Below are 26,240 nucleotides of genomic sequence, written 5' to 3' on the forward strand. Positions count from 1 at the left end.
AAATAATAACGATGTGAGAAAGATCAAATTGCGTAAAAATGAGCTGGCAGAAAAAATTTGTGGACATAAAAAAACCCGCCGAAGCGGGTTTTTATTAAGAGTTAAAAGCGGGGCGATTAAGCCTGGCCTTTGATCTCTTTACGACCGTTGTACGGAGCTTGTTCGCCCAGTGCTTCTTCGATACGAATCAGCTGGTTGTATTTAGCAACACGGTCAGAACGGCTCATAGAACCGGTTTTGATCTGGCCTGCAGCAGTACCGACCGCCAGGTCAGCGATGGTAGCGTCTTCAGTTTCGCCAGAACGGTGAGAGATGACAGCAGTGTAGCCAGCGTCTTTCGCCATTTTGATCGCAGCCAGAGTTTCGGTCAGGGAGCCGATCTGGTTGAATTTGATCAGGATGGAGTTAACGATGCCTTTTTCGATGCCTTCTTTCAGGATCTTGGTGTTGGTTACGAACAGATCGTCACCTACCAGCTGGATTTTGTCGCCCAGTACTTTGGTCTGGTATGCGAAACCATCCCAGTCAGATTCGTCCAGACCATCTTCGATGGAGACGATCGGGTACTGTTTGGTCAGTTCTTCCAGGAAGTGAGTGAATTCTTCAGAGGTGAACGCTTTGTTGCCTTCGCCAGCCAGAACGTATTTACCGTCTTTGTAGAATTCAGACGCTGCGCAGTCCATCGCCAGGGTGATGTCTTTGCCCAGTTCGTAGCCTGCTGCTTTAACCGCTTCAGCGATGACAGCCAGCGCTTCAGCGTTGGAACCCAGGTTCGGCGCGTAGCCGCCTTCGTCACCAACTGCAGTGTTCATACCTTTAGCTTTCAGAACTTTAGCCAGGTTGTGGAACACTTCAGAACCCATACGTACAGCTTCTTTCAGGGTTTTAGCGCCAACCGGCTGAATCATGAATTCCTGGATGTCGACGTTGTTGTCAGCGTGCTCACCACCGTTGATGATGTTCATCATCGGAACCGGCATGGAGTATTTACCCGGGGTGCCGTTCAGTTCAGCGATGTGAGCATACAGCGGCAGACCTTTAGCAGCAGCAGCAGCTTTAGCTGCAGCCAGAGAAACGGCCAGGATTGCGTTCGCACCGAAGTTAGATTTGTTTTCAGTACCGTCCAGGTCGATCATGATTTTGTCGATGCCAGCCTGATCTTTAGCATCTTTACCCAGCAGAGCCTGAGCGATTGGGCCGTTAACAGCTGCAACAGCTTTCAGTACGCCTTTACCCATGAAACGGGATTTGTCACCATCGCGCAGTTCCAGAGCTTCGCGGGAACCAGTAGAAGCACCTGACGGAGCAGCTGCCATACCGACGAAACCACCTTCCAGGTGAACTTCTGCTTCAACAGTCGGGTTACCACGGGAGTCGATGATTTCACGACCGATGATTTTAACGATTTTGGACATTAGGTTTTCCTCAGTACAAGTTAAACTAAAACTCCAGACAAACAACGCCCCTCATGGGGCGTTGCCGTTCTAACTTTTTTACTTACTTCGCCTGACGTTTCTGGTACTCGCTGGCGGCTTTTACAAAGCCTGCAAACAGCGGATGCCCATCACGCGGTGTAGAAGTAAACTCCGGATGGAACTGACAAGCAACGAACCACGGGTGATTCGGAACTTCGATGATCTCGACCAACTGATCATCCCCGGAACGGCCCGCAACGCGCAGACCTGCAGCTTCAATCTGTTTCAACAGCATATTGTTGACTTCGTAGCGGTGACGATGACGCTCAACGATAGTTGGCGCATTGTACATCTTACGAACCAGGCTATCGTCGGAGAGCTGGCACTGCTGCGCGCCCAGGCGCATGGTGCCGCCGAGATCGCTCTTCTCGGTGCGCACTTCAACATTGCCTTCTTCATCACGCCACTCGGTAATGAGCGCCACAACCGGGTACTTACAGTCTGGCACAAATTCCGTAGAGTTGGCGTTATCCATACCCGCCACGTTACGTGCAAACTCAATCAACGCAACCTGCATACCCAGGCAAATACCCAGATACGGAATATTGTTTTCACGCGCATAGCGTGCGGTAGCAATTTTACCTTCAACGCCACGGTAGCCGAAGCCACCAGGAATCAGGATAGCATCTAAATCTTTCAGAATTTCGACGCCACGTGTTTCAACATCTTGCGAATCGATCAGTTTGATGTTGACGGTTACACGATTTTTCAGGCCACCGTGTTTCAGCGCTTCAATAACGGATTTGTAGGCATCCGGCAGTTCAATGTACTTGCCGACCATACCAATCGTTACTTCGCCTGCCGGATTAGCTTCTTCATAGATAACCTGTTCCCATTCAGACAAGTTAGCTTCCGGACAGTTCAAGCTGAATCGTTTACAAATATAATCGTCCAGCCCCTGCGATTTCAACAGGCCCGGAATTTTATAAATGGAATCGACATCTTTCATCGAAATAACGGCTTTTTCTGGCACGTTACAGAACAAAGCAATTTTTGCACGTTCGTTCGCCGGAATGGCGCGATCGGAACGGCAAACCAGAATGTCTGGCTGAATACCAATGGACAGCAGTTCTTTTACAGAGTGCTGAGTCGGTTTGGTTTTGACTTCACCCGCCGCTGCCAGATAAGGCACCAGGGTCAGGTGCATGAACAGCGCGTGTTCACGGCCGATATCAACCGCCAACTGGCGAATCGCTTCAAGGAACGGCAGGGATTCGATATCACCTACGGTACCGCCGATTTCAACCAGAACCACGTCATGGCCTTCACCGCCAGCAAGTACGCGTTCTTTGATAGCGTTAGTGATGTGCGGGATAACCTGTACGGTCGCGCCCAGATAGTCGCCACGGCGCTCTTTGCGCAGGACATCTGAGTAAATACGGCCGGTCGTGAAGTTATTGCGGCGAGTCATTTTGGTGCGGATGAAACGCTCATAGTGACCCAGGTCCAGGTCGGTTTCTGCGCCGTCTTCAGTAACGAACACTTCGCCGTGTTGGATCGGGCTCATGGTGCCTGGATCGACGTTGATGTACGGATCCAGTTTCATCATGGTTACGTTGAGGCCACGGGCTTCAAGAATGGCTGCCAGGGAGGCTGCGGCAATGCCTTTACCCAGAGAGGATACGACCCCGCCGGTCACAAAAATATAGTTCGTTGTCATGCTGAACCTGAGAAGTTAGGGTGAAACGATGGAATAACCAGGACGGGAAAACAGTATACCCGAACATGACGAGCGCCACAAACTTTCATTCTCCCTCCCCTGTGTTCTTCAGGCCGCGTTAATGTTGGTTTTCTCCGGGTTAAACAGGGCATTACACTGCTATTCACCCAGAGAATTACTCCGTTATCACCTTGATGTCTCACGAATTAGTGATGAATGCATCTCAGCATGGAGTCTCAACAGAGATAAGGAGTGAGAAAATAGCCGCTTTTGGCTAAATGTTTTTGACGCAAATCAAGCGCTTGTCATTTAAAAAATCACACAAATTGCGCTTGATCGCGAAATTTCCTTAGAGATCATGTTCCTGTCGTTTTACCTCCTGCCATACCTCTTCCATGGTATTCAGGTCTACTCCGGTCATTTCCAGGCCCCTGGCGGCGACGATTCGCTCAACTTCACGAAAACGGCGTTCAAATTTAAGATTGGCCTTTTGCAACGCGGTTTCGGCTTTTACACCTAAATGACGTGAAAGATTCACCGTGGCGAACAACAGATCCCCCACTTCCTCTTCCAGTTTGGCTTCATCAATCACCGCCTGCTTCGCTTCGTGCATCACTTCGTCAATTTCTTCATGCACTTTATCCAGCACCGGGCCGAGCGTGTCCCAGTCAAAGCCAACCGCCGAGCAGCGTTTCTGTATTTTGTGCGCGCGAATTAATGCCGGGAAGCTGTGCGGAATATCATCCAGCGCGGAAGTCTGCGCTTTTTCAGCGCGTTCAGCGGTTTTGATTTGCTCCCAGCGCGCCAGTACTTCGCTGCTGTTGCCTGCGGCCGCATCGCCAAAGATATGCGGGTGGCGGCGTTCTAATTTGTCGCTAATGGCCGCGCAGATATCGTTGAAGTCAAAACGCCCCTCTTCCTGCGCCATCTGGGCGTAAAACACCACCTGGAACAACAGGTCGCCGAGTTCGCCGCGCAGGTCGTCAAAGTCTTCACGGGCGATAGCGTCGAGCACTTCGTAAGTTTCTTCAAGGGTGTATGGCGCGATGGTGCTGAAGGTTTGTTCTTTATCCCACGGGCAGCCGGTTTCTGGGTCGCGAAGGCGCTGCATAATGGTGAGAAGGCGGGTGATTTGGTCCATGTAAAATCCTGGAAAATTGAAAAGATGTAGGCCGGATAAGGCGAAGCCGCATCCGGCGTTGCGATAGTGCCGGATGCGGCTTCGCCTTATCCGGCCTGGAAGAATTTACCCCCCGTGCAATCTCCGCGCGTCTATCACATCCGGCACCTGATTCAGTTTGCCAAGCACACGGCCCAGCACCTGCAGGTTGTAGATTTCAATGGTCATGTCGATGGTCGCCATCTGTTGCCTGGTATCGCTGCGGCTGGCGACGCCGAGAACGTTGACCTTTTCGTTGGCGAGAATGGTAGTGATATCACGCAGCAGGCCGCTACGGTCGTTCGCCGTGACGCGCACCACCAGCGAGTAACCCGCTGAGTAGCTTTCGCCCCAAACGGCGTCCACCAGGCGTTCCGGCGCATGCGCACGCAGTTCGACCAGCTGTTCGCAGTCGGCACGGTGCACGGAGATCCCACGCCCCTGGGTGATAAAGCCAACAATCTCATCGCCCGGAATCGGCTGGCAGCAACGCGCAATGTGGTGCATCAGGTTACCGACACCTTCAACTACCACACGGCCATTATCCTTGCTGCGGTTTTGCGGCGTGTAGGTTTTCTGCTGCAACTGTTTCAGCGCTGCGGCGTCTTCTTCTGCCGCGCTCGGTTTGTTGAACTGCGCCTGCAGGAAGTTGACCATCTGGTTGAGACGAATGTCTCCGCCGCCAATCGCCGCTAACAGCTCTTCCACGTCGTTGAAGTTGTAACGTGGCAGCAGATGTTTTTCCGCTTCCTTCAGACTGATACCCAAATGCTCAAGCTCGTCATCCAGAATTTGACGTCCGGCCAGCACGTTTTTATCGCGATCCTGTTTACGGAACCAGGCGTGAATTTTCGAACGCCCGCGGCTGGTTGTGACGTAGCCCAGGTTCGGGTTCAGCCAGTCACGGCTTGGGTTCGGCTGCTTCTGGGTAATGATTTCAATCTGATCGCCCATCTGCAACTGATAGGTGAACGGCACGATGCGCCCGCCAATTTTCGCGCCGATGCAGCGGTGGCCGACATCGCTATGAATGTGGTAGGCGAAATCAAGTGGCGTCGAGCCTGCCGGTAAATCGACAACATCACCTTTCGGTGTAAACACATACACGCGGTCGTCAAAGACCTGGCTGCGCACTTCGTCGAGCATTTCGCCGGAGTCCGCCATCTCTTCCTGCCACGCAATCAGCTTACGCAGCCAGGCAATGCGGTCTTCATGGCCGCTACGCGGGCCTGGAGCCGCCGTACCCTCTTTATATTTCCAGTGCGCGGCGACGCCCAGCTCGGCATCTTCGTGCATCTGTTTGGTACGGATCTGAATTTCAATCGTTTTGCCGCCAGGCCCCAGCACCACGGTGTGGATGGATTGATAACCGTTCGGTTTCGGGTTGGCGACATAGTCGTCAAATTCATCCGGCAGGTGGCGATAGTGAGTGTGTACTATCCCCAGTGCGGCATAGCAGTCCTGCAACCGCTCGGCGACGATTCGCACCGCGCGCACATCAAACAGCTCATCAAACGCGAGCTGTTTTTTCTGCATTTTGCGCCAGATGCTGTAGATGTGTTTTGGTCGCCCGTACACTTCCGCTTTCACGCCTTCGGTTTTCATTTCGGCGCGCAGGTGACCCACGAACTCAGAAATGTAGTGTTCGCGGTCGATACGGCGTTCGTGCAGCAGTTTAGCAATGCGTTTGTACTCCGCCGGGTGCAGATAGCGGAAGCAGTAGTCTTCCAGCTCCCACTTCAACTGGCCGATACCGAGTCGGTTCGCCAGCGGCGCGTAGATGTTGGTACACTCTTTCGCCGCCAGCACGCGTTCATCTTCCGGCGCGTCTTTCACTTCACGCAGATGGGCAATGCGCTCTGCCAGCTTGATAACCACGCAGCGGAAGTCATCCACCATCGCCAGCAGCATGCGGCGTACGTTATCAACCTGTTCTGAAGAAACGGAATCCGTGTGGGTGGCTTTCAACTGGCGAATAGCCGCCATATCGCGCACACCGTGGATCAGGGTGACGACGGATTTCCCGGCACTTTCGGTCAGCACCTCTTCAGAAACCACGTTAGCGTCCACCAACGGGAACAGCAAGGCGGCGCGCAGGGTGTCGTTATCCATACTGAGCATCGACAGAATCTCTACCATCTCCACCCCGCGCCAGAGCAGAAGCTCGGCATCCGGGTGATTCTGGGTGTGCTGTCGACAATAATCCCAGGTCTCGGCTAAGCGCTCACACGACTGCTGGCTGGAAATTCCCAGGCTTGAGATCCATTTTTGTGAGTCAAACTCACCAGCTTTATTTAGATGTGCACTTCTTACCGCAACCATTGTCCTCTCCTTAAGGGACCGGGCCTGTCGAAGTCGACAAGCCACAATTATTACTTACGCTCAAACAACACCATTGATTCCAGATGCCCAGTGTGCGGGAACATGTCAAGCATTGCCATACGCTGAATTTGGTAACCCGCACGTAAAAGCGCTTCACTGTCACGCGCAAGCGTAGCGGGGTTACAGGACACATAGACCATCCGCGTTGGCGCTAATTTTATAATATGTTGCATCACGCCCGGTGCGCCTGCGCGGGCAGGATCGAGTAAAACTTTGTCAAAACCGTGCTTCGCCCAGCTCTGACGCGTCACGTCCTCTTCCAGATTCTCATGGAAAAATGTGACATTCTGTAAATTATTCAGCGCCGCATTTTCCTGGCCTTTCGCCACCAGCGCCGGAACGCCTTCTACGCCAATCACGCTGGCGGCGCGTTTTGCCAGCGGCAGCGTGAAATTGCCCATACCGCAGAACAGATCGAGCACGTGGTCCTCTTTCTGTATATCGAGCCATTCAAGCGCCGTGGCGACCATTTTCTGGTTTACGCCATCGTTCACCTGAATGAAGTCGCGCGGACTGAACGTTAAGCGTAGTCCGTCTGAGGAATACCAGGGCGCTTCGCCGCTTACGCGTTCAAGTATCTCGCTTTCGGGCGCGAGATACAGGGAAAGACCTGAAGAATGCGAAAAGCGTTCCAGTTTTTCTCTATCTTGCGCACTCAGCGGCGCGGTATGGCGAAGCACCAGCAGCGGGCCGTTGTCAGCGCTCACTAACTCAACGTGCCCCAGGCTGCGTTTGCCTTGCAGCGTATTCAGACATTCGCGCAACGGCACCAACAACGCCTCAAGAGTGGGCACCAAAACGGGGCACTGCACCACATCAACGATATCGCTGGCGTTGGCCTTGCGAAAACCCATCTGCAACTGCTGTGTTTTAGGCTGGTAGTTCAGGCTCAGGCGCGCGCGGCGGCGGTAGCCCCAGGGCTGGGCCGCAATCACGTCTTCTACATCGCGCTTCATCAGACGAGCCAGTGCGGCCTGTTTACTGCGCTGCTGTAGTGCAATTGAGGCGTGTTGCTGCTGGCACCCACCGCAGACGCCAAAATGCGGGCAACGCGGTTTCACACGCTCCGGGCTGTCGCTTAAGCGCCGTTTTACCTGCCCACGGGCGTACTGTTTTTTATCTTCCGTCAGGGTAATTTCTGCGCTTTCATCAGGAAGTAACCCACTGATAAATAGCGTCTTACCGTTGTTACGCGCAACACCCTGACCGAAGGGATCGAGGTCACTGACTGTCACAGTTATGATCTGGCGCGTCGTCACGCGCCGTTTTGCAGAGTAGAATTGCGCCATCGTAGAGATTTTTCTCAATCAAACATATTACCCTGATTCTCCCACAACGGACCTTCATGACCAACTACAGCCTGCGTGCGCGCATGATGATTTTGATCCTGGCCCCGACCGTACTTATCGGTTTACTGCTCAGCATCTTCTTTGTCGTTCACCGCTATAACGACCTGCAGCGTCAACTCGAAGACGCTGGCGCCAGCATTATCGAACCGCTGGCCGTCTCCAGCGAATATGGAATGAATTTGCAGAACCGCGAATCCATTGGCCAGCTCATCAGCGTATTACATCGCCGCCATTCGGATATCGTGCGGGCGATTTCCGTGTATGACGAACATAATAAACTGTTCGTCACCTCAAACTACCAGCTTGACCCAACCGAACTGCGTTTGCCCAACGGCCAGTCGTTTCCCCGGCGGCTGAGTGTAGTACGTCACGGCGATATCATGATTTTACGCACGCCGATTATCTCCGAACACTATTCACCGGATGAATCGCCACAATCAGAGGCAAAAACCCCGATCAATATGTTGGGCTATGTCGCGCTGGAACTGGATCTCCGTTCCGTGCGGCTTCAGCAATACAAAGAGATATTCATCTCCAGCGTGATGATGCTGTTCTGTATTGGCATTGCGCTGATCTTCGGCTGGCGTTTAATGCGCGATGTCACTGGACCCATTCGCAACATGGTGAATACGGTTGACCGCATCCGACGCGGGCAACTCGATAGCCGCGTGGAAGGCTTTATGCTGGGCGAGCTGGATATGCTGAAAAACGGCATTAACTCGATGGCGATGTCGCTGGCAGCGTATCACGAAGAGATGCAGCACAACGTCGACCAGGCGACCTCCGATCTACGTGAAACGCTGGAGCAGATGGAAATTCAGAACGTCGAGCTGGATCTGGCGAAAAAGCGCGCTCAGGAAGCGGCGCGTATTAAGTCCGAGTTTCTTGCCAACATGTCGCACGAACTGCGTACGCCGCTCAACGGGGTCATTGGCTTTACCCGCCTGACGCTGAAAAGCGAGCTGAATCCCACCCAGCGTGACCACCTGAACACCATTGAGCGTTCGGCGAATAATCTGCTGGCGATCATTAACGATGTCCTCGACTTCTCGAAACTGGAAGCCGGTAAGCTGATTCTGGAAAGCATCCCGTTCCCGCTGCGTAACTCGCTGGATGAGGTCGTGACGCTGCTTGCCCACTCTGCCCATGACAAAGGGCTGGAGCTCACTCTTAATATTAAAAACGATGTGCCGGATAACGTAATTGGCGACCCACTACGCTTACAGCAGGTGATCACCAACCTGGTCGGAAATGCGATTAAATTTACTGAACACGGCAACATTGATGTGCTGGTTGAGAAACGCGCGCTCAGCAACAACAAAGTGCAAATCGAAGTGCAAATTCGCGACACAGGAATTGGCATTCCGGAGCGCGATCAGTCGCGACTGTTTCAGGCATTCCGTCAGGCCGATGCCAGCATTTCTCGCCGCCACGGCGGCACCGGGCTGGGGCTGGTGATTACCCAGAAACTGGTCAAAGAGATGGGCGGAGATATCTCCTTCCACAGCCAGCCCAATCGCGGCTCAACCTTCTGGTTCAACATCAATCTGGATCTCAACCCAAATGTTCTCTCCGACGGGCCACCCACACAGTGTCTGAAAGGCAAGCGCCTTGCATATGTTGAAGCTAACGCAGCGGCAGCGCAGGCAACGCTTGATATGCTGGCCTCCACGCCGCTGGAAGTCATCTACAGCCAGACCTTCTCGGCGCTGCCGGTAGAACATTACGACATGATGCTGGCAGCGATTCCGGTATCAGTACGCGACCTGGCCCATCATCGTGAGAAACTCGCTCAGGCGCGCGCAATGACCGACTATCTGCTGCTTGCCTTGCCATGCCACGCGCAGGTTGATGCCGAAGCATTGAAAAAAGAGGGCGCGGCGGCCTGTCTGTTAAAACCGCTCACCTCCACGCGTCTTCTTCCCGCGCTGACGGATTATTGCCACCTCACCGAACCAGCGCTCACCTTACAGGATGATGATTCGCGCATTGCCATGACGGTGATGGCGGTGGACGATAACCCGGCCAACCTCAAGCTGATTGGTGCACTGCTTAGCGATCAGGTACAGCATGTTGAACTGTGCGAAAGCGGCAAACAGGCCATTGAGCGCGCCCGCGAAATGCAGTTTGACCTGATTCTGATGGACATTCAGATGCCGGATATCGATGGTATTCGCGCCTGCGAGTTGATTCGTCAGTTGCCGCATCAGCAGCAAACGCCGGTGATTGCGGTGACCGCGCACGCCATGGCCGGGCAGAAAGAGAAACTACTGAGCGCGGGCATGAACGATTATCTGGCGAAACCGATTGAGGAAGATAAACTTCATAATCTTCTGCTGCGTTACAAGCCGGGGTTATCTGCGGCGACGCTGCCAACCGCGTCTGAACCCGTAGAACCTGCTATCGATCTCAACACCACGCTCGACTGGCAGCTGGCACTGCGTCAGGCCGCGTATAAACCAGACCTTGCGCGCGAGATGCTGCAAATGCTGGTCGCGTTCCTGCCAGAGGTGCGTAACAAGGTGGAAGAGCAGCTGGTGGGGGAAGAGCCGGAAAATCTGGTGGACGCCATTCATAAACTGCACGGTAGCTGTGGTTACAGCGGCGTGCCGCGCCTGAAACACTTATGCCATCTGATTGAAGGACAACTGCGCAACGGAACGCCTGCGGAAGATCTGGAGCCGGAGTTCCTGGAATTGCTGGATGAGATGGATAACGTGACGCGGGAAACGAAGAAGATGTTGGGGTGAGTACCTGCTTTCCCCCTCACCCTGGCCCTCTCCCTCAAGGGAGAGGGGACTGACCGTGCTGATGTTGTAGAACTGCGCTGGTTTTCTCCCTCTCCCTGTGGGAGAGGGCCGGGGTGAGGGGTAATGCATCCAACCTCACATCCCCTGCCCCATCCTCAACACCGCCGCGATATTCCGCGCTGCCATAAACAGATTCTCTTCAGCATTCCGCAAAGCATCTTCCAGCGTGCAGATGCGATACAACACGCTAAACACCGCTTCTAAGCCATGCTCATGCACGACGCCGACATCCGGCGTCAGGCTGCCGCCAATCGCGATAACTGGCACGTTATAACGCTTTGCCACGCGCGCCACGCCTACCGGTACTTTGCCGTGAATGGTTTGGCTGTCGATACGTCCTTCCCCGGTAATGACCAGGTCAGCGTCTGCTACCAGCTTATCGAGATGCAGCGCGTCGGTGACAATTTCGATGCCTGGGCGAAGCTCTGCGCCGCAGAATGCATACAGCGCCGCGCCCATTCCACCTGCCGCGCCCCCTCCTTCCAGCGCCAGTACGTCAATATCCAGACAGCGCTTTACACATTGCGCATAGTGCTCAAGCGCCGTATCAAGGCGGGAGATCATCTCGGGCGTTGCGCCTTTCTGCGGGCCAAACACGGCAGATGCGCCCTCTTCGCCCGTTAACGGGTTGGTGACATCACAGGCGACTTCAATACGGCACTCAGCCAGCCGCGCATCCAGCTCACTGGTATCGATACGTTCTAGCGTCTCAAGCCCCGCACCGCCGGGGGAAATGGCCTGGTTATCCGCCGTCAGCAGCTTCACGCCCAGCGCCTGTGCCATGCCTGCGCCGCCGTCATTGGTCGCGCTGCCGCCGAGGCCAATAATAATATGCTTTACGCCCGCATCTAAGGCGTGGCGAATCAGTTCACCAGTTCCCCAGGACGTTGTGGTAAGCGGACAGCGTTTGTCGGACGGTACAAGCTCCAGCCCGCTGGCCGCCGCCATTTCGATAAAGGCGCTCTGCTCATCGCCAGACAGGCCGTAAAAACCCTGCACCGTGTCGCCCAACGGGCCGGTCACCTCTACTTCAACGACACGCCCCTGAGTGGCGGCCACCATCGCTTCGACGGTGCCTTCACCGCCATCCGCAACGGGAAGTTTATGGTAATCCGCGTTGGGGTAAATTTCGCGAAAACCCCGCTCGATGGCACTCGCCACCTCCAGCGCGCTCAGGCTTTCCTTGTATGAATCCGGTGCAATTACAATCTTCATTGGCTGTCCTTATGCGTTGGGAGTGCCATGATCTTACATCTGAATCAGAAAAAATGCCGACCCCGGCAGGGATCGGCATTTTCATTAGCGCACCATGCAAGGGCGCTTATTATCGAACGTCCAGTTCGGGATGAGATACTGCATGCCCATCGCGTCGTCGCGTGCGCCCAGCCCGTGTTTCTTATACAGCTCGTTGGCTTGCATAACGCGGTCCATATCCAGTTCAACGCCCAGACCCGGCGTAGTCGGTACCTGCACCATCCCGCCCTTGATTTCAAACGGTTGTTTGGTGAGGCGTTGATTTCCTTCCTGCCAGATCCAGTGAGTGTCAATCGCGGTGACATTACCCGGCGCGGCAGCGGCTACGTGGGTGAACATCGCCAGCGAAACGTCAAAGTGGTTGTTGGAGTGTGAACCCCAGGTCAGGCCAAATTCATGACACATCTGCGCCACGCGCACGGAACCCTGCATGGTCCAGAAGTGCGGGTCCGCCAGCGGAATATCGACAGATTGCAGCGAAAGCGTGTGGCCCATCTGACGCCAGTCGGTGGCGATCATGTTGGTCGCGGTCGGCAGGCCAGTCGCGCGACGGAATTCAGCCATCACCTCGCGCCCGGAGAAGCCCTGCTCCGCGCCACACGGATCTTCCGCATACGCCAGCACGCCCTTCAGGTATTTACCGATTTTAATCGCTTCGTTGAGAGACCATGCTCCGTTCGGGTCAAGCGTGACGCGCGCCTGCGGGAAGCGTTTTGCCAGCGCCACGATAGACTCGGCCTCTTCTTCCCCGGCCAGCACGCCGCCCTTCAGTTTAAAGTCGTTAAAACCGTATTTTTCATACGCCGCTTCCGCCAGACGGACCACGGAATCCGGGGTCATCGCTTCATCGTGACGCAGACGATACCAGTCGCATTTTTCATCCGGCTGGCTCTGATACGGTAGCGGCGTCGCTTTGCGATCGCCAACGAAGAACAGATAGCCAAGCATTTCCACTTCGCTACGCTGCTGACCATCGCCCAGCAGAGAAGCCACATTTACACCTAAGTGCTGGCCCAGCAAATCCAGCATTGCCGCTTCAATACCGGTAACCACGTGAATGGTAGTACGCAGGTCGAAGGTTTGCAGCCCGCGACCGCCGGAGTCACGATCGGCAAAGGTATTACGCACCAGCGTCAGGACGTTCTTGTATTCGCCCAGGGTTTTACCGACAACCAGCGGGATAGCATCTTCAAGCGTAGTACGAATCTTCTCGCCGCCAGGGATTTCCCCCACGCCTGTATGTCCGGAATTGTCTTTAATTACCACAATGTTGCGGGTAAAGAACGGCGCGTGCGCCCCGCTCAGGTTCATCAGCATACTGTCGTGGCCCGCAACCGGGATCACCTGCATGGAAGTAACTACTGGCGTTGAATAGTGAGACATGATTCAGTCCTTTTTTAATGAGTTGCGGCCGAAAACGGGACGTTTGCGGTCAAATGTCCAGCCGGGGATCAGATACTGCATCGGGCCGGCGTCGTTACGCGCGCCGCCCGGCAGGCTTTTGTAGGCGTCATGCGCCTTCTGCACCTGATCCCAGTCCAGCTCTACACCCAGTCCGGGCGCATCGGGAACGGCAATTTTGCCGTTGGTTATCTGTAGCGGATTTTTGGTCAGGCGCGCGTCGCCTTCCTGCCAGATCCAGTGGGTATCAATCGCTGTCGGATGACCGGGTGCGGCTGCGCCCACATGGGTAAACATCGCCAGCGAGATGTCGAAGTGGTTATTGGAGTGGCAACCCCAGGTCAGGCCCCAGTCGTCACAAAGCTGCGCGACACGCACTGCGCCGGAAAGCGTCCAGAAGTGTGGGTCTGCCAGCGGGATATCCACCGCATTGAGCATCACCGCATGGCCCATTTCGCGCCAGTTGGTGGCAATCATATTGGTGGCGACCGGCAGGCCGGTGGCGCGGCGGAATTCCGCCATCACTTCTCGCCCGGAGAACCCCTGCTCAGCACCGCACGGATCTTCCGCGTAGGTCAGCACATCGTTCAGCCCCTTACACAGGGAAATCGCTTCATCCAGTAACCAGGCCCCGTTGGGATCGACGGTGATACGCGCATCAGGAAAGCGTTTTTTCAGCGCCTTCACTGATTCAATTTCCTGCTCGCCCGGCAGGACGCCGCCCTTCAGTTTGAAATCTTTAAAGCCGTAGCGGTCCTGCGAGGCTTCTGCCAGACGCACCACCGCATCGCTGGAGAGCGCTTCCTGATGCCGCAGATGATACCAGTCATGGTTGCCCGGCGTGCTCTCCAGATACGGCAAATCCGTTTTGCGACGGTCACCAACGTAGAAGAGATAGCCCAGCACCGTCACCGCATCACGCTGCTTACCAGGGCCCAGCAGTTCACAAACCGGGACATTGAGCGCTTTGCCAAGCAGGTCGAGCAGCGCGGCTTCCAGTGCTGCCACCGCGTTAACTCGCAGTTCGAAAGTCCACGCGCCTTTGCCGAAGGTGTCAAAATCTGCCGCCTGGTTTCCCTTGTGCACCTGCTGAACCACTTTATTCAGCCGGGCTATCTCCTGGCCCAACACCAGCGGTATCGCATCCACCAGCGTCTGGTAAATCACTTCACCACCCGGTGCTTCACCCACGCCAATATTCCCGGCGTTGTCGGTTAGCACCACGATATTACGGGTGAAATACGCGTTGTGTGCGCCGCCGATGTTAAGCAGCATGCTGTCATGCCCGGCGACCGGAATGACCTTCATGTCCGTAATGACGGGGCTGGATTGCGTTGTCATGATGATTGCCCCGCAACAGGTTTGAGTTCGATACGTTTAATGTCGCCAACCAGTATCAGATAGCTCAGTACCGCCACCAGCGCATGCACACCGACATAAATCAGCGCACCGTTAAACGAGCCCGTGGTCCCGACGATATAGCCAATGGCGATCGGCGTGACGATACCGGAAATGTTACCGAACATATTGAACAAGCCACCGGAGAGACCGCTAATCTCTTTCGGTGCGGTATCAGCCATCACCGCCCAGCCCAGCGCACCGATGCCTTTACCGAAGAAGGCCAGCGCCATAAAGCCGATGATCATCCACTCAACGTTCACGTAGTTACAGAACACCATCACCATCGACATCAGCATCCCCATGACGATAGGCGTTTTACGCGCAATGTTCAGCGAACCGGTACGGCGCATGAGCCAGTCGGAAATAATGCCGCCCAGCACGCCGCCCGCGAAGCCGCAAATTGCCGGAATGGAGGCCACGAAGCCCGCCTTCAGAATCGACATGCCGCGCGCCTGCACCAGATAAACCGGGAACCAGGTGATAAAGAAGTAGGTCAGGGCGTTAATGCAGTACTGGCCAATATAAACGCCAATCATCATGCGAGAACCCAGCAGTTGCCTGATTTGCCCCCATTTCACGCTGAACGGAACTTTGGCTTTTGCCCCCGCCTGATCCATGTTGATCAGCGCACCGCCTTCCGCGATGTATTCGAGCTCTTTTTTGTTCACACCCGGATGTTGATTCGGTTCATGGATCACTTTCAGCCAGACAAAACTGATAACGATCCCAAGCCCGCCCATGAAGAAGAACACGTGCGACCAGCCCACCTCATGAGTCAACCAGCCCATGATCGGCGCGAAAATAACCGTGGCGAAATACTGCGCGGAGTTAAAAATCGCTACTGCTGTGCCCCTCTCCTGCGCCGGGAACCATGCTGCGACGATTCGACTGTTGCCTGGGAAGGAAGGCGCTTCCGCCAGACCGACCAGGAAACGTAAGGTAAACAACGCGATAATAATGCCAAAACCACTAAAGATATCGACGAAGCCCTGCAAAAGGGTAAACATCGACCAGATAAAGATGGACCAGAAGTAAACGCGTTTTGAACCAAAGCGGTCAAGCAGCCAGCCGCCCGGTATTTGGCCGATAACATAGGCCCAGGAGAATGCGGAGAAAACGTAACCCATACCCACCGCGTCCAGACCGATATCTTTCGCCATCTCCGAGCCGGCAATAGACAAGGTGGCGCGGTCGCCGTAGTTGAAGGATGTGACAATAAACAACATTACCACTATCCAGTAACGAGCATTGGTGCGCTTTTCAGCGGCGCTCGCAGCCTGACTTAATGAACTCATTGTTGTACTCCTGAATTATAGCTTTGGGCTACATTCACTCTGAACAGCACAACCTGTAGGGTAATCAGAATGACGTATTTGTGTTTTTATCGCAGCGTGTCGTTATGTCTTGCTGACTGCGTTTTATAACTGGCTCAGGAAGTATAAAAAGAGGTTACCTGTGGCTCACCGTGCATCTTCACAGTATTCACGCGGTAAATAAAAGAGATTTATGGCTTATGCACAACGCGCTGGAAGATACCTCACGGAAATGAAAAGTGTTGGCGGGAAGTGCCCGTTACAAGCAAGGAGAAAGGCAGAGTGTGAAACTGCTCTCTTGACGCAGTGAAAATGCACTGCGCTAACCCATTATTAAATGGGGAAATATTGGCATTCGCCCGAAGCGGATGGGGAAAATCAGGAATAAGATAGTGAAAGCTGCTAATGCAGCGAACTGGCGATTTAAGGGAACGCCCTCTGCGTAGGGAGAGGGCGACACCTTACTTAAGCAATGTTGCCCACTGCTCAACCCACGGGTTCGACACCCCCTCTGGTTCAGGATTTTCGCTGGCGTCGATCATCAGCAGGTCGCCGATACGCTGCGCGCCCTGTTCCTGTAATAACGCATCAAACGTTTTCCCGCCGCCGCAGAAATTAGCATAGGTACTGTCACCCAGCGCGATAATGCCGTAGCGCAGATGCGGCTGATACATATCTTTGAGATCGTTAAACAGCGGCACGATGCTGTCTGGCAAATCGCCCTGCCCGGTCGTGGAGGTCACCACCAGCACGTATTTCCCGACATACTCTTCCCACTCGCTGATCTGCGGGTCTTCAAACACGTTGGCGGTATGGCCCTGATTACCCAGAATCGCCTGTGCCTCTTCAGCGACTAACAGCGAATTGCCATACATGGTGCCAACAAAAATCCCTACTTCAGCCATGATTTAACTCCCTGTTTACTTTCAGATGTTCTCATCCTGACCGCTGTTGGCGACAAACTCAACCCTTTCGTTATCGGGGAGAAGCCCGCGCCAGCCAAAGTGTGACAGGGCCTGCATCCAGGTCTCGTCGAACCCGGCGCGCAGCGTAAGCGGTTCGCCGGTAAACGGATGCGTCAGCGTAAGCGAGCTGGCGTGCAGCATCAGGCGCTGGCAGCCGAAATGTTCCGCCGCGCTACGGTTCTGACGTAAATCACCGTGCTTGCTGTCGCCAATTATTGGATGACGCAGATGCGCCAGGTGGCGACGTAGCTGGTGTTTACGCCCGGTTTTCGGTTCCAGCTCAACCAGCCCGTAACGGGTCGTTGGATAGCGCCCGGTGGCGACCGGCATTTCGACCGTCGCCAGCCCACGATAGTGCGTCACCGCAGGCTGCGGATCTTTATTCTCTTTGGCGAATTTATCGGCGATTTTGTCGAGCTCTTCCACCAGCGAGTAATCGAGCACCGCGTCGTCCATTAGCCAGCCGCGCACAATCGCATGATAGCGCTTCTGCATTTGATGCTGTTCGAACTGCTGAGACAACAAACGCCCCGCCTCGCTGGAAAGCCCCATTAGCAGAACGCCGGAGGTCGGGCGATCGAGACGATGTGCGGTAAACACGTGCTGACCTATCTGGTCGCGCACCGTTTGCATCACCACCACTTTTTCATCGCGATCGAGCCAACTGCGGTGAACCAGCCAGCCGGAAGGTTTGTTAACGGCCACCAGCCACTCATCCTGGTAAATTATTTCCAGCATCAGTGGGCATCATCGGCAAAAAAGGCGTCCAGCTTTTGCAGCTCCAGCAGAATAATCTCGCGCTGCGGATGCTGTGCATCCAGCGCCATTTCATAATACGGCGCGATGGCAAAGCTTTGCGGCAGCGGCTGACCGTTATCCAGCAATTGATGCATGCGTGGAATCAATACCCACTGCAACCACTCCAGCGGCTCCAGCGTGTCCATACAAAAGGGTTGATCGCTGGTAAATTTGCTGGCATGCGGCGCTTCATCCTGCCAGTGTTGATGCAGACGCAGCATCGCTTCGATGGCCTGAAGTTGTTCGCGCAAATTATGGTGAAGGGTCATGGCTACCTCGGTAGAAACAAAATCGCGTGCAGGATACACCAGCCGGACGCAAAACAAAAAAAGGGAGCACTGTATAAACAGTGCTCCCGGTTCGTTTCGCAGCATTCCAGCTACTTTTCGTGCTCCCTGCTCGTCCGTGACAACTTTTCCTGCGGCCTTGCGACCTGTTCATCCGTAAACTTTTGCGTCCTGCTCACACCACCCCGATGCGAACCTACCCAATCCCTGAGTATGTCCTGAACTTCTTGCTCCACCAGGCATCCATCCTGTCTGGCTCTCATTCTCCGTCCTGGAGGTGTCCTTTAACGCGTCCTGCGTTATCCTTTTGCCTCGTCCTGAAGCCTTTCCTTGTTACACCATCCTGGCGTATCCACTTACCTCATCCTGAGGCCTATCCCTGAAGCACCATCCTGGTGTGTCCTGTTTGAAGTGTCATCATCCTGATGTTCACTTCGTTGTGCGACTCCTTGTCGACGGACATAGAATCGCTTATTCCGCCCCGTCTTACAAGGGCCCTTCAGGCAATCCTGTAAGGACATTTTCATATGAAAGAGCCTAAGAAAAATCTTAATAAGCTGATTTATAAGGAAAACATAATAATCTATCAGTACCTGTCCTACTTACAGCCTGGCGATCTCCTACAAGGCTTGTAAGAGATCTCTCACAAGCATTCGGGCAAACTGGATTACAAATCGGGGGCTAATTGATTGAGGAAGCTCTCAAGAGAGGGGGCGAGCGTCTGGCGATTGCGGGTGCCGAGCGTCTCTTTAACCACTTCGCCGGTCAGATTACAGACGGAAATCACGTCCAGTTCACTGTCGAGCGTGGCGATAAACAGCGTCGGCGAAAGCTTCAGGCGTTTCTGAGTGACTAAATGGCCTATCAGATTCTCCTGCACGCGACGAAAATCGTCCGGGCTCCATACCTGTAGCAACGTCAGTCGTTGTCCGGCAAAACGGGCTTCCATGTCGCCAGCATACTGAGTGGTATAATAAGTATGAAGAGGTGGTTGTACCACAATGTCCAACGCACGTTCAACGCCATTTACATTTTGTTCACCGCTAAACGGCAACGGTTGCCAAAAAACCGCGTCGTCGGTGGTATTAACGATGCAGGGAGACGCTACGCCAAACAGCTCTTCGCTGCGCGGCCAACAGCGATTCTGCTGCTGCCAGGCGTCGCAATAACGTTGGGTAAAGGCTTTAAGCGCTTCTGCGGTCTGATGGTCCACCGATTTCTCTCTTCTGGTTAGTCAGGTTACACTTGGCGCATAGTCTACCTGCTTTATAACGGTGAAACATGTCTTCTTATGAGAATCATCAGGCGCTGACGGGCCTGACGCTCGGTAAATCAACGGATTACCGCGACACTTACGATGCCGGGTTATTACAGGGCGTTCCGCGTAGCCTCAACCGCGATCCGCTGGGCCTGCATGCCAACGCGCTGCCGTTTCACGGCGCTGACATCTGGACGCTGTATGAACTCTCCTGGCTCAACGCCAAAGGGTTGCCGCAGGTGGCGGTGGGTCACGTTGAGCTGAGCCACACTACCGTCAACCTGGTTGAGTCCAAAAGCTTCAAGCTGTATCTCAACAGTTTTAACCAGACGCGATTTGGCTCATGGGAAGATGTCCGCCATACGCTGGAGCGCGATCTCAGCGCCTGCGCGCAAGGCGATGTCACCGTTTCGCTTTATCGTCTGGATGAAATCGAAGGGCAGCCTATTGCCCGCTTCCACGGTACCTGCATTGATAATCAGGATATCGAAATCGATAACTATCAGTTCAGTGCCGATTACCTGCTGAACTCAACCGGCAGCAAGAAAGTGGAAGAGACGCTGGTCAGCCATCTGCTGAAATCCAACTGCCTGATTACCCACCAGCCAGACTGGGGCTCGGTGCAAATCCAGTATCGCGGGCCGCAGATTGACCGCGAAAAGCTGCTGCGCTATCTGGTGTCGTTCCGTCATCATAATGAGTTCCACGAGCAGTGCGTCGAGCGTATTTTTAGCGATATTTTGCGCTTCTGTAAGCCGGAAAGTCTGAGCGTCTATGCGCGCTATACCCGTCGCGGGGGGCTGGATATTAATCCGTGGCGTTCGAATACGGAGTTTGTGCCGGCGATTGGGCGGTTGGTCAGGCAGTAAATTCCCCCTCACCCTAACCCTCTCCCGCGGGGTGAGGGGACCGATTGTGCACATTGTTACGTTCAGCGCGGTTTTCTCCCTCTCCCCGTGGGAGAGGGCCGGGGCGAGGGCCCTTTCCTCACAAACCTAAATAATTTCTCAATTTGCAACCATTCTCCCACACAGGATGGTTGTAGTATTCCTACAGGCAAGGCTATTGTAATCAGCAGGGAAGACGATTCTCGTCCCGTAAGGAGCTCACTTGATTACACATATTAGCCCGCTTGGCTCAATGGATATGTTGTCGCAGCTGGAAGTCGACATGCTTAAACGCACGGCCAGCAGCGACCTGTACCATCTGTTTCGTAACTGCTCGCTGGCGGTACTGAATTCAGGCAGCCTGACCGATAACAGTAAAGAACTGCTGTCACGTTTTGAGAATTTCGATATTAACGTGCTGCGCCGCGAGCGCGGCGTGAAGCTGGAACTCATCAACCCGCCGGAAGAGGCGTTCGTTGATGGCCATATTATTCGCTCGTTGCAGGCGAACCTGTTTGCCGTTCTGCGCGATATTCTGTTCGTTTACGGCCAGATTCATAACGCCGTGCGCTTCCCGAATCTTGATCTGGAAAGCTCTACGCACATCACCAACCTGGTTTTCAGCATTCTGCGTAACGCGCGTGCGCTCCACGTCGGCGAAGCCCCGAGCATGGTCGTGTGCTGGGGTGGTCACTCCATTAACGAAAACGAATACCTCTACGCGCGTCGCGTGGGGAATCAACTTGGCCTGCGTGAGCTGAACATTTGTACCGGCTGCGGTCCGGGGGCGATGGAAGCACCAATGAAAGGCGCGGCGGTCGGTCACGCACAGCAGCGTTACAAAGAAGGCCGTTTCATTGGCATGACTGAACCGTCAATCATTGCCGCTGAGCCGCCTAACCCGCTGGTTAACGAGCTGATCATTATGCCGGATATCGAAAAACGTCTCGAAGCGTTTGTCCGTATCGCTCACGGCATCATTATCTTCCCCGGCGGTGTCGGTACGGCGGAAGAGCTGCTGTATTTGCTCGGTATCCTGATGAACCCGGCGAATAAGAACCAGGTGCTGCCGCTCATTCTCACCGGCCCGAAAGAGAGCGCCGATTACTTCCGCGTGCTGGATGAGTTTATCGTCCACACGCTGGGTGAAAACGCACGTCGCCACTACAAAATCATCATCGACGATGCGGCGGAAGTGGCACGTCAGATGAAGAAAGCGATGCCGCTGGTGAAAGAAAATCGTCGCGATACAGGCGATGCCTACAGCTTTAACTGGTCGATTAAAATCGCACCGGATCTCCAGATGCCGTTCGAACCGACCCACGAAAACATGGCGAATCTGAAGCTTTATCCGGACCAGCCGGTTGAAGTGCTGGCCGCGGACCTGCGTCGCGCATTCTCGGGCATCGTTGCCGGTAATGTGAAAGAAGTCGGTATCCGCGCCATTGAGGAGCATGGGCCGTTTAAGATCCACGGCGATAAAGAGATGATGCGCCGCATGGACGATCTCTTACAGGGTTTCGTCGCCCAGCACCGTATGAAGCTGCCAGGCTCTGCTTATATCCCTTGCTACGAAATCATGGCCTGATAGGCCCGTCACCCCGTCGCCCGCTCGCCGGGCGACTTATCCCTTCTGGCCCATTGAATCTATTAGTATAAAACGCCACCCCGTTTCGTTTATCCCCTCACTTGTGCTGAGGGCGTTGAACAAAAAATGACAACAATCCCTTATCGTTAATCGCTTTCCCTCAATCGTTTGTGCTTCACACAAAGCGTGAATTATTAGCAACAAAGATAAATAAACCGTCTAAAACGCTATTTTTGACACTTTTATCAGTGCAAACCGCGTATTTACACTCCTGCCTATTTACCACCCATACTGCTAATGCTAGGTTTCGCGCCCATAAATTTCTGCCCAAATAACAATCACAGGCAGATGAACTGCAAACACAGCGAAGAGGAGTGAATTATTACATTTGGGATCATGATCACTGATAGATTCATCAGTTAAATGTATCTTTCCGCCCCGTCGTAGTGATGGGTGGAAAATCATAAAAAAACCGTCACTGAAAAGATTTCATATTACTGTCGGTCTTAATTCCATTGGATTTAACTAAAAACCGGCAATTTTAGTCCTCCAGGAGATACAGATGGAAAGCACTCAAACCAGCACCATCGCGTCAACACAATCCGCTAGCGGATGGCGCAAAACAGATACCATGTGGATGCTGGGTCTGTACGGTACAGCAATCGGCGCGGGCGTTCTGTTCCTGCCGATCAACGCAGGCGTCGGCGGTATGATCCCGCTGATTATCATGGCAATCCTTGCCTTCCCGATGACCTTCTTCGCACACCGCGGTCTGACCCGCTTCGTGCTGTCCGGTAAAAACCCGGGTGAAGACATCACGGAAGTGGTTGAAGAACACTTCGGCGTGGGCGCAGGTAAACTGATTACCCTGCTCTACTTCTTCGCTATCTACCCGATTCTGTTGGTGTACAGCGTAGCCATCACCAATACCGTAGAAAGCTTCATGACGCACCAGCTGCAGATGACCGCGCCGCCGCGTGCGATTCTGTCACTGATTCTGATTGTCGGTATGATGACCATCGTTCGCTTCGGTGAGCAGATGATTGTTAAGGCGATGAGTATTCTGGTGTTCCCGTTCGTTGCAGCCCTGATGCTGCTGGCTCTGTACCTTATCCCTCAGTGGAGTGGTGCGGCGCTGGAAACCCTGTCCTTTAGCTCTGCCTCCTCTACCGGTAACGGTCTGTGGATGACGCTGTGGCTGGCTATCCCGGTTATGGTCTTCTCCTTCAACCACTCGCCGATCATCTCCTCTTTCGCTGTTGCGAAACGTGAAGAATACGGCCAGGGCGCAGAGAAGAAATGCTCCAAAATTCTGGCATGTGCACACATCATGATGGTGCTGACCGTAATGTTCTTCGTCTTCAGCTGTGTACTGAGCCTGACTCCGGCAGACCTGGCAGCGGCGAAAGCACAGAACATCTCGATCCTGTCTTACCTGGCGAACCACTTTAACGTCTCCTTCATCGAATGGATGGCGCCAATCATCGCGATTATTGCTATCACTAAATCGTTCCTGGGCCACTACCTGGGTGCACGTGAAGGCTTCAACGGGATGGTGATTAAGTCTCTGCGTGGCAAAGGCAAATCCATCGAAATCAATAAACTGAACAAAATCACTGCACTGTTCATGCTGGTTACCACCTGGATTGTGGCGACCCTGAACCCAAGCATCCTGGGTATGATTGAAACCCTGGGTGGCCCGGTTATCGCGATGATTCTGTTCCTGATGCCGATGTATGCGATTCAGAAAGTACCGGCGATGCGTAAATACAGCGGCCACATCAGCAACGTCTTCGTTGTGGTTATGGGTCTGATTGCTATCTCCGCTATCTTCTACTCTCTGTTCAGCTAATTCCCCCCGCGCCGCCTTCGGGCGGCGCGTCTCTTCTTCTCCTACAGCAATGGATGCATCATGATCAGCGTATTCGATATTTTCAAAATCGGCATTGGTCCCTCCAGCTCTCATACTGTCGGGCCAATGAAAGCAGGCAAACAATTCACGGACGACTTGATTGCGCGTGGGATCCTGACCGACATCACCCGCGTCGTCGTCGATGTATATGGTTCACTCTCCCTCACCGGGAAAGGCCACCATACCGATATCGCCATCATCATGGGCCTGGCGGGTAACCTGCCGGACACCGTTGATATCGATAGCATTCCTGGCTTTATCCAGGACGTGAATACCCACGGTCGTTTACTGCTGGCAAACGGTCAGCACGAAGTGGAATTCCCGGTTGATAAGTGCATGAACTTCCATGCCGACAACCTCTCTTTGCATGAAAACGGCATGCGCATCACCGCACTGGTGGGCGATAAAGCGGTTTACAGCAAAACCTATTATTCCATCGGTGGTGGTTTCATCGTCGATGAAGAGCATTTCGGTCAACAGACTGAAGCGCCGGTCGCCGTGCCTTATCCCTATAGCAGCGCGGCAGATTTACAGCGTCATTGCAGCGAGACAGGGCTTTCCCTCTCTGGCCTGATGATGCAGAACGAACTGGCGTTACACAGCAAAGAAGAGCTGGAAAAGCACTTTGCTGACGTCTGGGCGGTCATGAAAGGCGGTATCGAACATGGCACCACCACCGAAGGCGTTCTGCCGGGCAAACTGCGCGTACCGCGCCGTGCCGCCGCGCTGCGCCGTATGCTGGTCAGCCAGGATAAAATCAGCAGTGACCCGATGGCGGTCGTTGACTGGATCAACATGTTCGCACTGGCGGTCAACGAAGAAAACGCTGCGGGCGGGCGCGTCGTCACTGCGCCAACGAACGGCGCCTGCGGGATCGTTCCGGCTGTGCTGGCGTACTACGACAAATTTATCCGCGAAGTGAACGCCAACTCGCTGGCGCGCTACATGCTGGTGGCCAGCGCAATTGGCTCGCTCTACAAGATGAACGCGTCAATCTCTGGTGCCGAAGTCGGCTGTCAGGGCGAAGTGGGCGTGGCCTGTTCCATGGCCGCAGCAGGTCTGGCGGAACTGCTGGGCGGTAGCCCGGCACAGGTGTGCATTGCCGCTGAAATCGGCATGGAGCATAACCTCGGTTTGACCTGCGACCCGGTTGCCGGTCAGGTTCAGGTGCCATGCATCGAGCGTAACGCGATCGCCTCTGTCAAAGCGGTCAACGCTGCCCGTATGGCGCTGCGCCGTACCAGCGAGCCGCGCGTGTGCCTCGATAAGGTCATCGAAACCATGTATGAAACCGGCAAAGACATGAACGCCAAGTACCGTGAAACCTCTCGCGGCGGCCTGGCAATGAAAGTGGTTGCCTGCGATTAATCCCCCAACTGCCCGGTGGCACGCTGCGCCGGGCAGTTTTTTGCGAGTCTCCTTCCTGTTTTTTTATCCCGCGTAGCCTCCCCCTGATGCAAATGTTACCCTAGCCTCAATTGTTACAAGGAGGTCCCGGTGTCCGTTCATCTGCTTATCGTCGACGCACTCAACTTGATTCGCCGCATTCATGCCGTACAGGGTTCTCCCTGCGGTGAAACGTGTCTGCGGGCGCTGGAGCAACTGATTGCCCATAGTCAACCCACGCACGTGGTCGCCGTGTTTGATGATGAAGAGCGGGGTCAGGGTTGGCGGCACCAGCGTCTGCCCGACTATAAAGCGGGCCGTGCGCCGATGCCGGACACGCTGATAGAAGAGATGCCAGCACTGCGTACAGCGTTCGAACAGCGCGGCTTCCGGTGCTGGGCGCTACCGGGCAGTGAAGCCGATGACCTTGCAGCGACGCTTGCGGTGAAAGTCGCGCAGGCCGGGCATCAGGCGACGATTGTGTCAACGGATAAAGGCTACTGTCAGTTGCTCTCACCCACGATTCGCATTCGTGATTACTTCCAGAAACGCTGGCTGGATGCGCCGTTTATCGCCAGCGAATTTGGCGTCACGCCGCAACAATTGCCGGATTACTGGGGGCTGGCGGGAATTAGCAGTTCAAAAGTACCGGGCGTTGCGGGAATCGGGCCAAAGAGCGCCACGCAGTTGCTGAATGAGTTTGGTTCGCTGGAAGGCATTTACGCGCATCTGGATAACGTGCCGGAAAAGTGGCGCAAAAAGCTGGAAGAGCATAAAGAGATGGCATTTATCTGCCGCGACGTTGCGCGACTGGAGACGAATCTACAACTGGATGGGAATTTGCAGCAGTTGCGGTTGGTGCGGTAGAAAGCCCCCTCACCCCGTCCTCTCCCGCAGGGAGAGGGAGAAAACCGGCTCGGGTCTGTCAGATATGCACAATCGGTTCCCTCTCCCT

At 54.4% G+C, this 26,240-nt stretch carries 19 protein-coding genes; 6 read left to right on the forward strand and 13 right to left on the reverse strand.

The window, feature by feature from the left end; all coding sequences use genetic code 11:
* Nucleotides 1-116 precede the first annotated feature (116 nt).
* From eno to rlmD, 5 genes are all read right to left on the reverse strand, one after another.
* Nucleotides 117-1,415 (reverse strand): phosphopyruvate hydratase, encoded by a 1,299-nt coding sequence (gene eno / locus NMC31_RS09510; protein WP_005130911.1) that lies wholly within the window; start codon nt 1,413-1,415, stop codon nt 117-119.
* An 82-nt stretch (nt 1,416-1,497) separates the two neighbouring features.
* Nucleotides 1,498-3,135 carry a glutamine hydrolyzing CTP synthase gene (gene pyrG, locus NMC31_RS09515; protein WP_253897762.1) on the reverse strand — a complete coding sequence of 546 codons (1,638 nt, stop codon included), beginning with the start codon at nt 3,133-3,135 and terminating at the stop codon, nt 1,498-1,500.
* A gap of 349 nt (nt 3,136-3,484) precedes the next feature.
* On the reverse strand, nt 3,485-4,276 hold the full coding sequence (gene mazG / locus NMC31_RS09520) for a nucleoside triphosphate pyrophosphohydrolase (protein ID WP_253897763.1): 792 nt from the start codon (nt 4,274-4,276) through the stop codon (nt 3,485-3,487).
* A gap of 105 nt (nt 4,277-4,381) precedes the next feature.
* The gene (gene relA, locus NMC31_RS09525) at nt 4,382-6,616 is read right to left on the reverse strand and encodes a GTP diphosphokinase (protein ID WP_253897764.1); all 2,235 of its coding nucleotides are present in this window, start codon (nt 6,614-6,616) and stop codon (nt 4,382-4,384) included.
* 50 nt (nt 6,617-6,666) lie between these two features.
* Nucleotides 6,667-7,965, reverse strand: coding sequence for a 23S rRNA (uracil(1939)-C(5))-methyltransferase RlmD (gene rlmD, locus NMC31_RS09530; RefSeq protein ID WP_253897765.1), 1,299 nt, complete (start codon nt 7,963-7,965; stop codon nt 6,667-6,669).
* Between the two features lie 56 nt (nt 7,966-8,021).
* Here rlmD and barA point away from each other — a divergent pair, with 56 nt between their 5' ends.
* Nucleotides 8,022-10,775, forward strand: a complete 2,754-nt coding sequence (gene barA, locus NMC31_RS09535; protein ID WP_253897766.1) for a two-component sensor histidine kinase BarA — start codon at nt 8,022-8,024, stop codon at nt 10,773-10,775.
* Between the two features lie 135 nt (nt 10,776-10,910).
* Here barA and NMC31_RS09540 read toward each other — a convergent pair whose 3' ends face one another.
* From NMC31_RS09540 to syd, 8 genes are all read right to left on the reverse strand, one after another.
* A complete protein-coding gene (locus NMC31_RS09540) occupies nt 10,911-12,050 on the reverse strand; it encodes a glycerate kinase (RefSeq protein ID WP_253897767.1) in 1,140 nt (379 codons plus the stop codon).
* A gap of 84 nt (nt 12,051-12,134) precedes the next feature.
* Nucleotides 12,135-13,472, reverse strand: a complete 1,338-nt coding sequence (gene gudD / locus NMC31_RS09545; protein WP_436649982.1) for a glucarate dehydratase — start codon at nt 13,470-13,472, stop codon at nt 12,135-12,137.
* Between the two features lie 3 nt (nt 13,473-13,475).
* Nucleotides 13,476-14,831 carry a glucarate dehydratase family protein gene (locus NMC31_RS09550; protein ID WP_253897768.1) on the reverse strand — a complete coding sequence of 452 codons (1,356 nt, stop codon included), beginning with the start codon at nt 14,829-14,831 and terminating at the stop codon, nt 13,476-13,478.
* Nucleotides 14,828-16,186, reverse strand: coding sequence for a galactarate/glucarate/glycerate transporter GudP (gudP, locus tag NMC31_RS09555; protein WP_149463391.1), 1,359 nt, complete (start codon nt 16,184-16,186; stop codon nt 14,828-14,830). The genes NMC31_RS09550 and gudP overlap by 4 nt, the downstream gene beginning before the upstream one ends.
* 479 nt (nt 16,187-16,665) lie before the next feature.
* Nucleotides 16,666-17,109 carry a flavodoxin gene (locus NMC31_RS09560; RefSeq protein WP_253897769.1) on the reverse strand — a complete coding sequence of 148 codons (444 nt, stop codon included), beginning with the start codon at nt 17,107-17,109 and terminating at the stop codon, nt 16,666-16,668.
* 21 nt (nt 17,110-17,130) lie between these two features.
* A complete protein-coding gene (gene truC, locus NMC31_RS09565) occupies nt 17,131-17,907 on the reverse strand; it encodes a tRNA pseudouridine(65) synthase TruC (RefSeq protein WP_253897770.1) in 777 nt (258 codons plus the stop codon).
* On the reverse strand, nt 17,907-18,236 hold the full coding sequence (locus tag NMC31_RS09570; protein WP_149463388.1) for a YqcC family protein: 330 nt from the start codon (nt 18,234-18,236) through the stop codon (nt 17,907-17,909). The genes truC and NMC31_RS09570 overlap by 1 nt, the downstream gene beginning before the upstream one ends.
* A gap of 685 nt (nt 18,237-18,921) precedes the next feature.
* The gene (gene syd, locus NMC31_RS09575) at nt 18,922-19,467 is read right to left on the reverse strand and encodes a SecY-interacting protein (RefSeq protein ID WP_253897771.1); all 546 of its coding nucleotides are present in this window, start codon (nt 19,465-19,467) and stop codon (nt 18,922-18,924) included.
* Between the two features lie 68 nt (nt 19,468-19,535).
* Here syd and queF point away from each other — a divergent pair, with 68 nt between their 5' ends.
* The 5 genes from queF to xni all read left to right on the forward strand — a co-directional run bounded on the left by queF (nt 19,536) and on the right by xni (nt 26,152).
* Nucleotides 19,536-20,381 (forward strand): NADPH-dependent 7-cyano-7-deazaguanine reductase QueF, encoded by an 846-nt coding sequence (queF, locus tag NMC31_RS09580; RefSeq protein ID WP_253897772.1) that lies wholly within the window; start codon nt 19,536-19,538, stop codon nt 20,379-20,381.
* A 241-nt stretch (nt 20,382-20,622) separates the two neighbouring features.
* On the forward strand, nt 20,623-21,987 hold the full coding sequence (ppnN, locus tag NMC31_RS09585) for a nucleotide 5'-monophosphate nucleosidase PpnN (protein ID WP_149463385.1): 1,365 nt from the start codon (nt 20,623-20,625) through the stop codon (nt 21,985-21,987).
* A 562-nt stretch (nt 21,988-22,549) separates the two neighbouring features.
* A complete protein-coding gene (locus NMC31_RS09590; protein ID WP_149463384.1) occupies nt 22,550-23,839 on the forward strand; it encodes an HAAAP family serine/threonine permease in 1,290 nt (429 codons plus the stop codon).
* A gap of 60 nt (nt 23,840-23,899) precedes the next feature.
* On the forward strand, nt 23,900-25,267 hold the full coding sequence (locus NMC31_RS09595) for an L-serine ammonia-lyase (RefSeq protein WP_253897773.1): 1,368 nt from the start codon (nt 23,900-23,902) through the stop codon (nt 25,265-25,267).
* Nucleotides 25,268-25,396: 129 nt separating this feature from the next.
* Nucleotides 25,397-26,152: a flap endonuclease Xni gene (xni, locus tag NMC31_RS09600; protein ID WP_253897774.1), complete on the forward strand. Its 756-nt coding sequence runs from the start codon at nt 25,397-25,399 to the stop codon at nt 26,150-26,152.
* Nucleotides 26,153-26,240: the final 88 nt, after the last annotated feature.

It is taken from the genome of Pseudocitrobacter vendiensis (assembly GCF_943590815.1).
Taxonomy (GTDB): Bacteria; Pseudomonadota; Gammaproteobacteria; order Enterobacterales; family Enterobacteriaceae; genus Pseudocitrobacter; species Pseudocitrobacter vendiensis.

What these genes read in the sequence shown, in the direction of transcription:
- queF (WP_253897772.1), top strand. Translation starts at nt 19,536, where the DNA reads ATGTCTTCTTATGAGAATCATCAGGCGCTGACGGGCCTGACGCTCGGT.
- relA (WP_253897764.1), bottom strand. Translation starts at nt 6,616, where the DNA reads ATGGTTGCGGTAAGAAGTGCACATCTAAATAAAGCTGGTGAGTTTGAC.
- NMC31_RS09595 (WP_253897773.1), top strand. Translation starts at nt 23,900, where the DNA reads ATGATCAGCGTATTCGATATTTTCAAAATCGGCATTGGTCCCTCCAGC.
- truC (WP_253897770.1), bottom strand. Translation starts at nt 17,907, where the DNA reads ATGCTGGAAATAATTTACCAGGATGAGTGGCTGGTGGCCGTTAACAAA.
- NMC31_RS09560 (WP_253897769.1), bottom strand. Translation starts at nt 17,109, where the DNA reads ATGGCTGAAGTAGGGATTTTTGTTGGCACCATGTATGGCAATTCGCTG.
- eno (WP_005130911.1), bottom strand. Translation starts at nt 1,415, where the DNA reads ATGTCCAAAATCGTTAAAATCATCGGTCGTGAAATCATCGACTCCCGT.
- barA (WP_253897766.1), top strand. Translation starts at nt 8,022, where the DNA reads ATGACCAACTACAGCCTGCGTGCGCGCATGATGATTTTGATCCTGGCC.
- gudP (WP_149463391.1), bottom strand. Translation starts at nt 16,186, where the DNA reads ATGAGTTCATTAAGTCAGGCTGCGAGCGCCGCTGAAAAGCGCACCAAT.
- mazG (WP_253897763.1), bottom strand. Translation starts at nt 4,276, where the DNA reads ATGGACCAAATCACCCGCCTTCTCACCATTATGCAGCGCCTTCGCGAC.
- NMC31_RS09540 (WP_253897767.1), bottom strand. Translation starts at nt 12,050, where the DNA reads ATGAAGATTGTAATTGCACCGGATTCATACAAGGAAAGCCTGAGCGCG.
- NMC31_RS09550 (WP_253897768.1), bottom strand. Translation starts at nt 14,831, where the DNA reads ATGACAACGCAATCCAGCCCCGTCATTACGGACATGAAGGTCATTCCG.
- gudD (WP_436649982.1), bottom strand. Translation starts at nt 13,472, where the DNA reads ATGTCTCACTATTCAACGCCAGTAGTTACTTCCATGCAGGTGATCCCG.
- pyrG (WP_253897762.1), bottom strand. Translation starts at nt 3,135, where the DNA reads ATGACAACGAACTATATTTTTGTGACCGGCGGGGTCGTATCCTCTCTG.
- NMC31_RS09570 (WP_149463388.1), bottom strand. Translation starts at nt 18,236, where the DNA reads ATGACCCTTCACCATAATTTGCGCGAACAACTTCAGGCCATCGAAGCG.
- rlmD (WP_253897765.1), bottom strand. Translation starts at nt 7,965, where the DNA reads ATGGCGCAATTCTACTCTGCAAAACGGCGCGTGACGACGCGCCAGATC.
- NMC31_RS09590 (WP_149463384.1), top strand. Translation starts at nt 22,550, where the DNA reads ATGGAAAGCACTCAAACCAGCACCATCGCGTCAACACAATCCGCTAGC.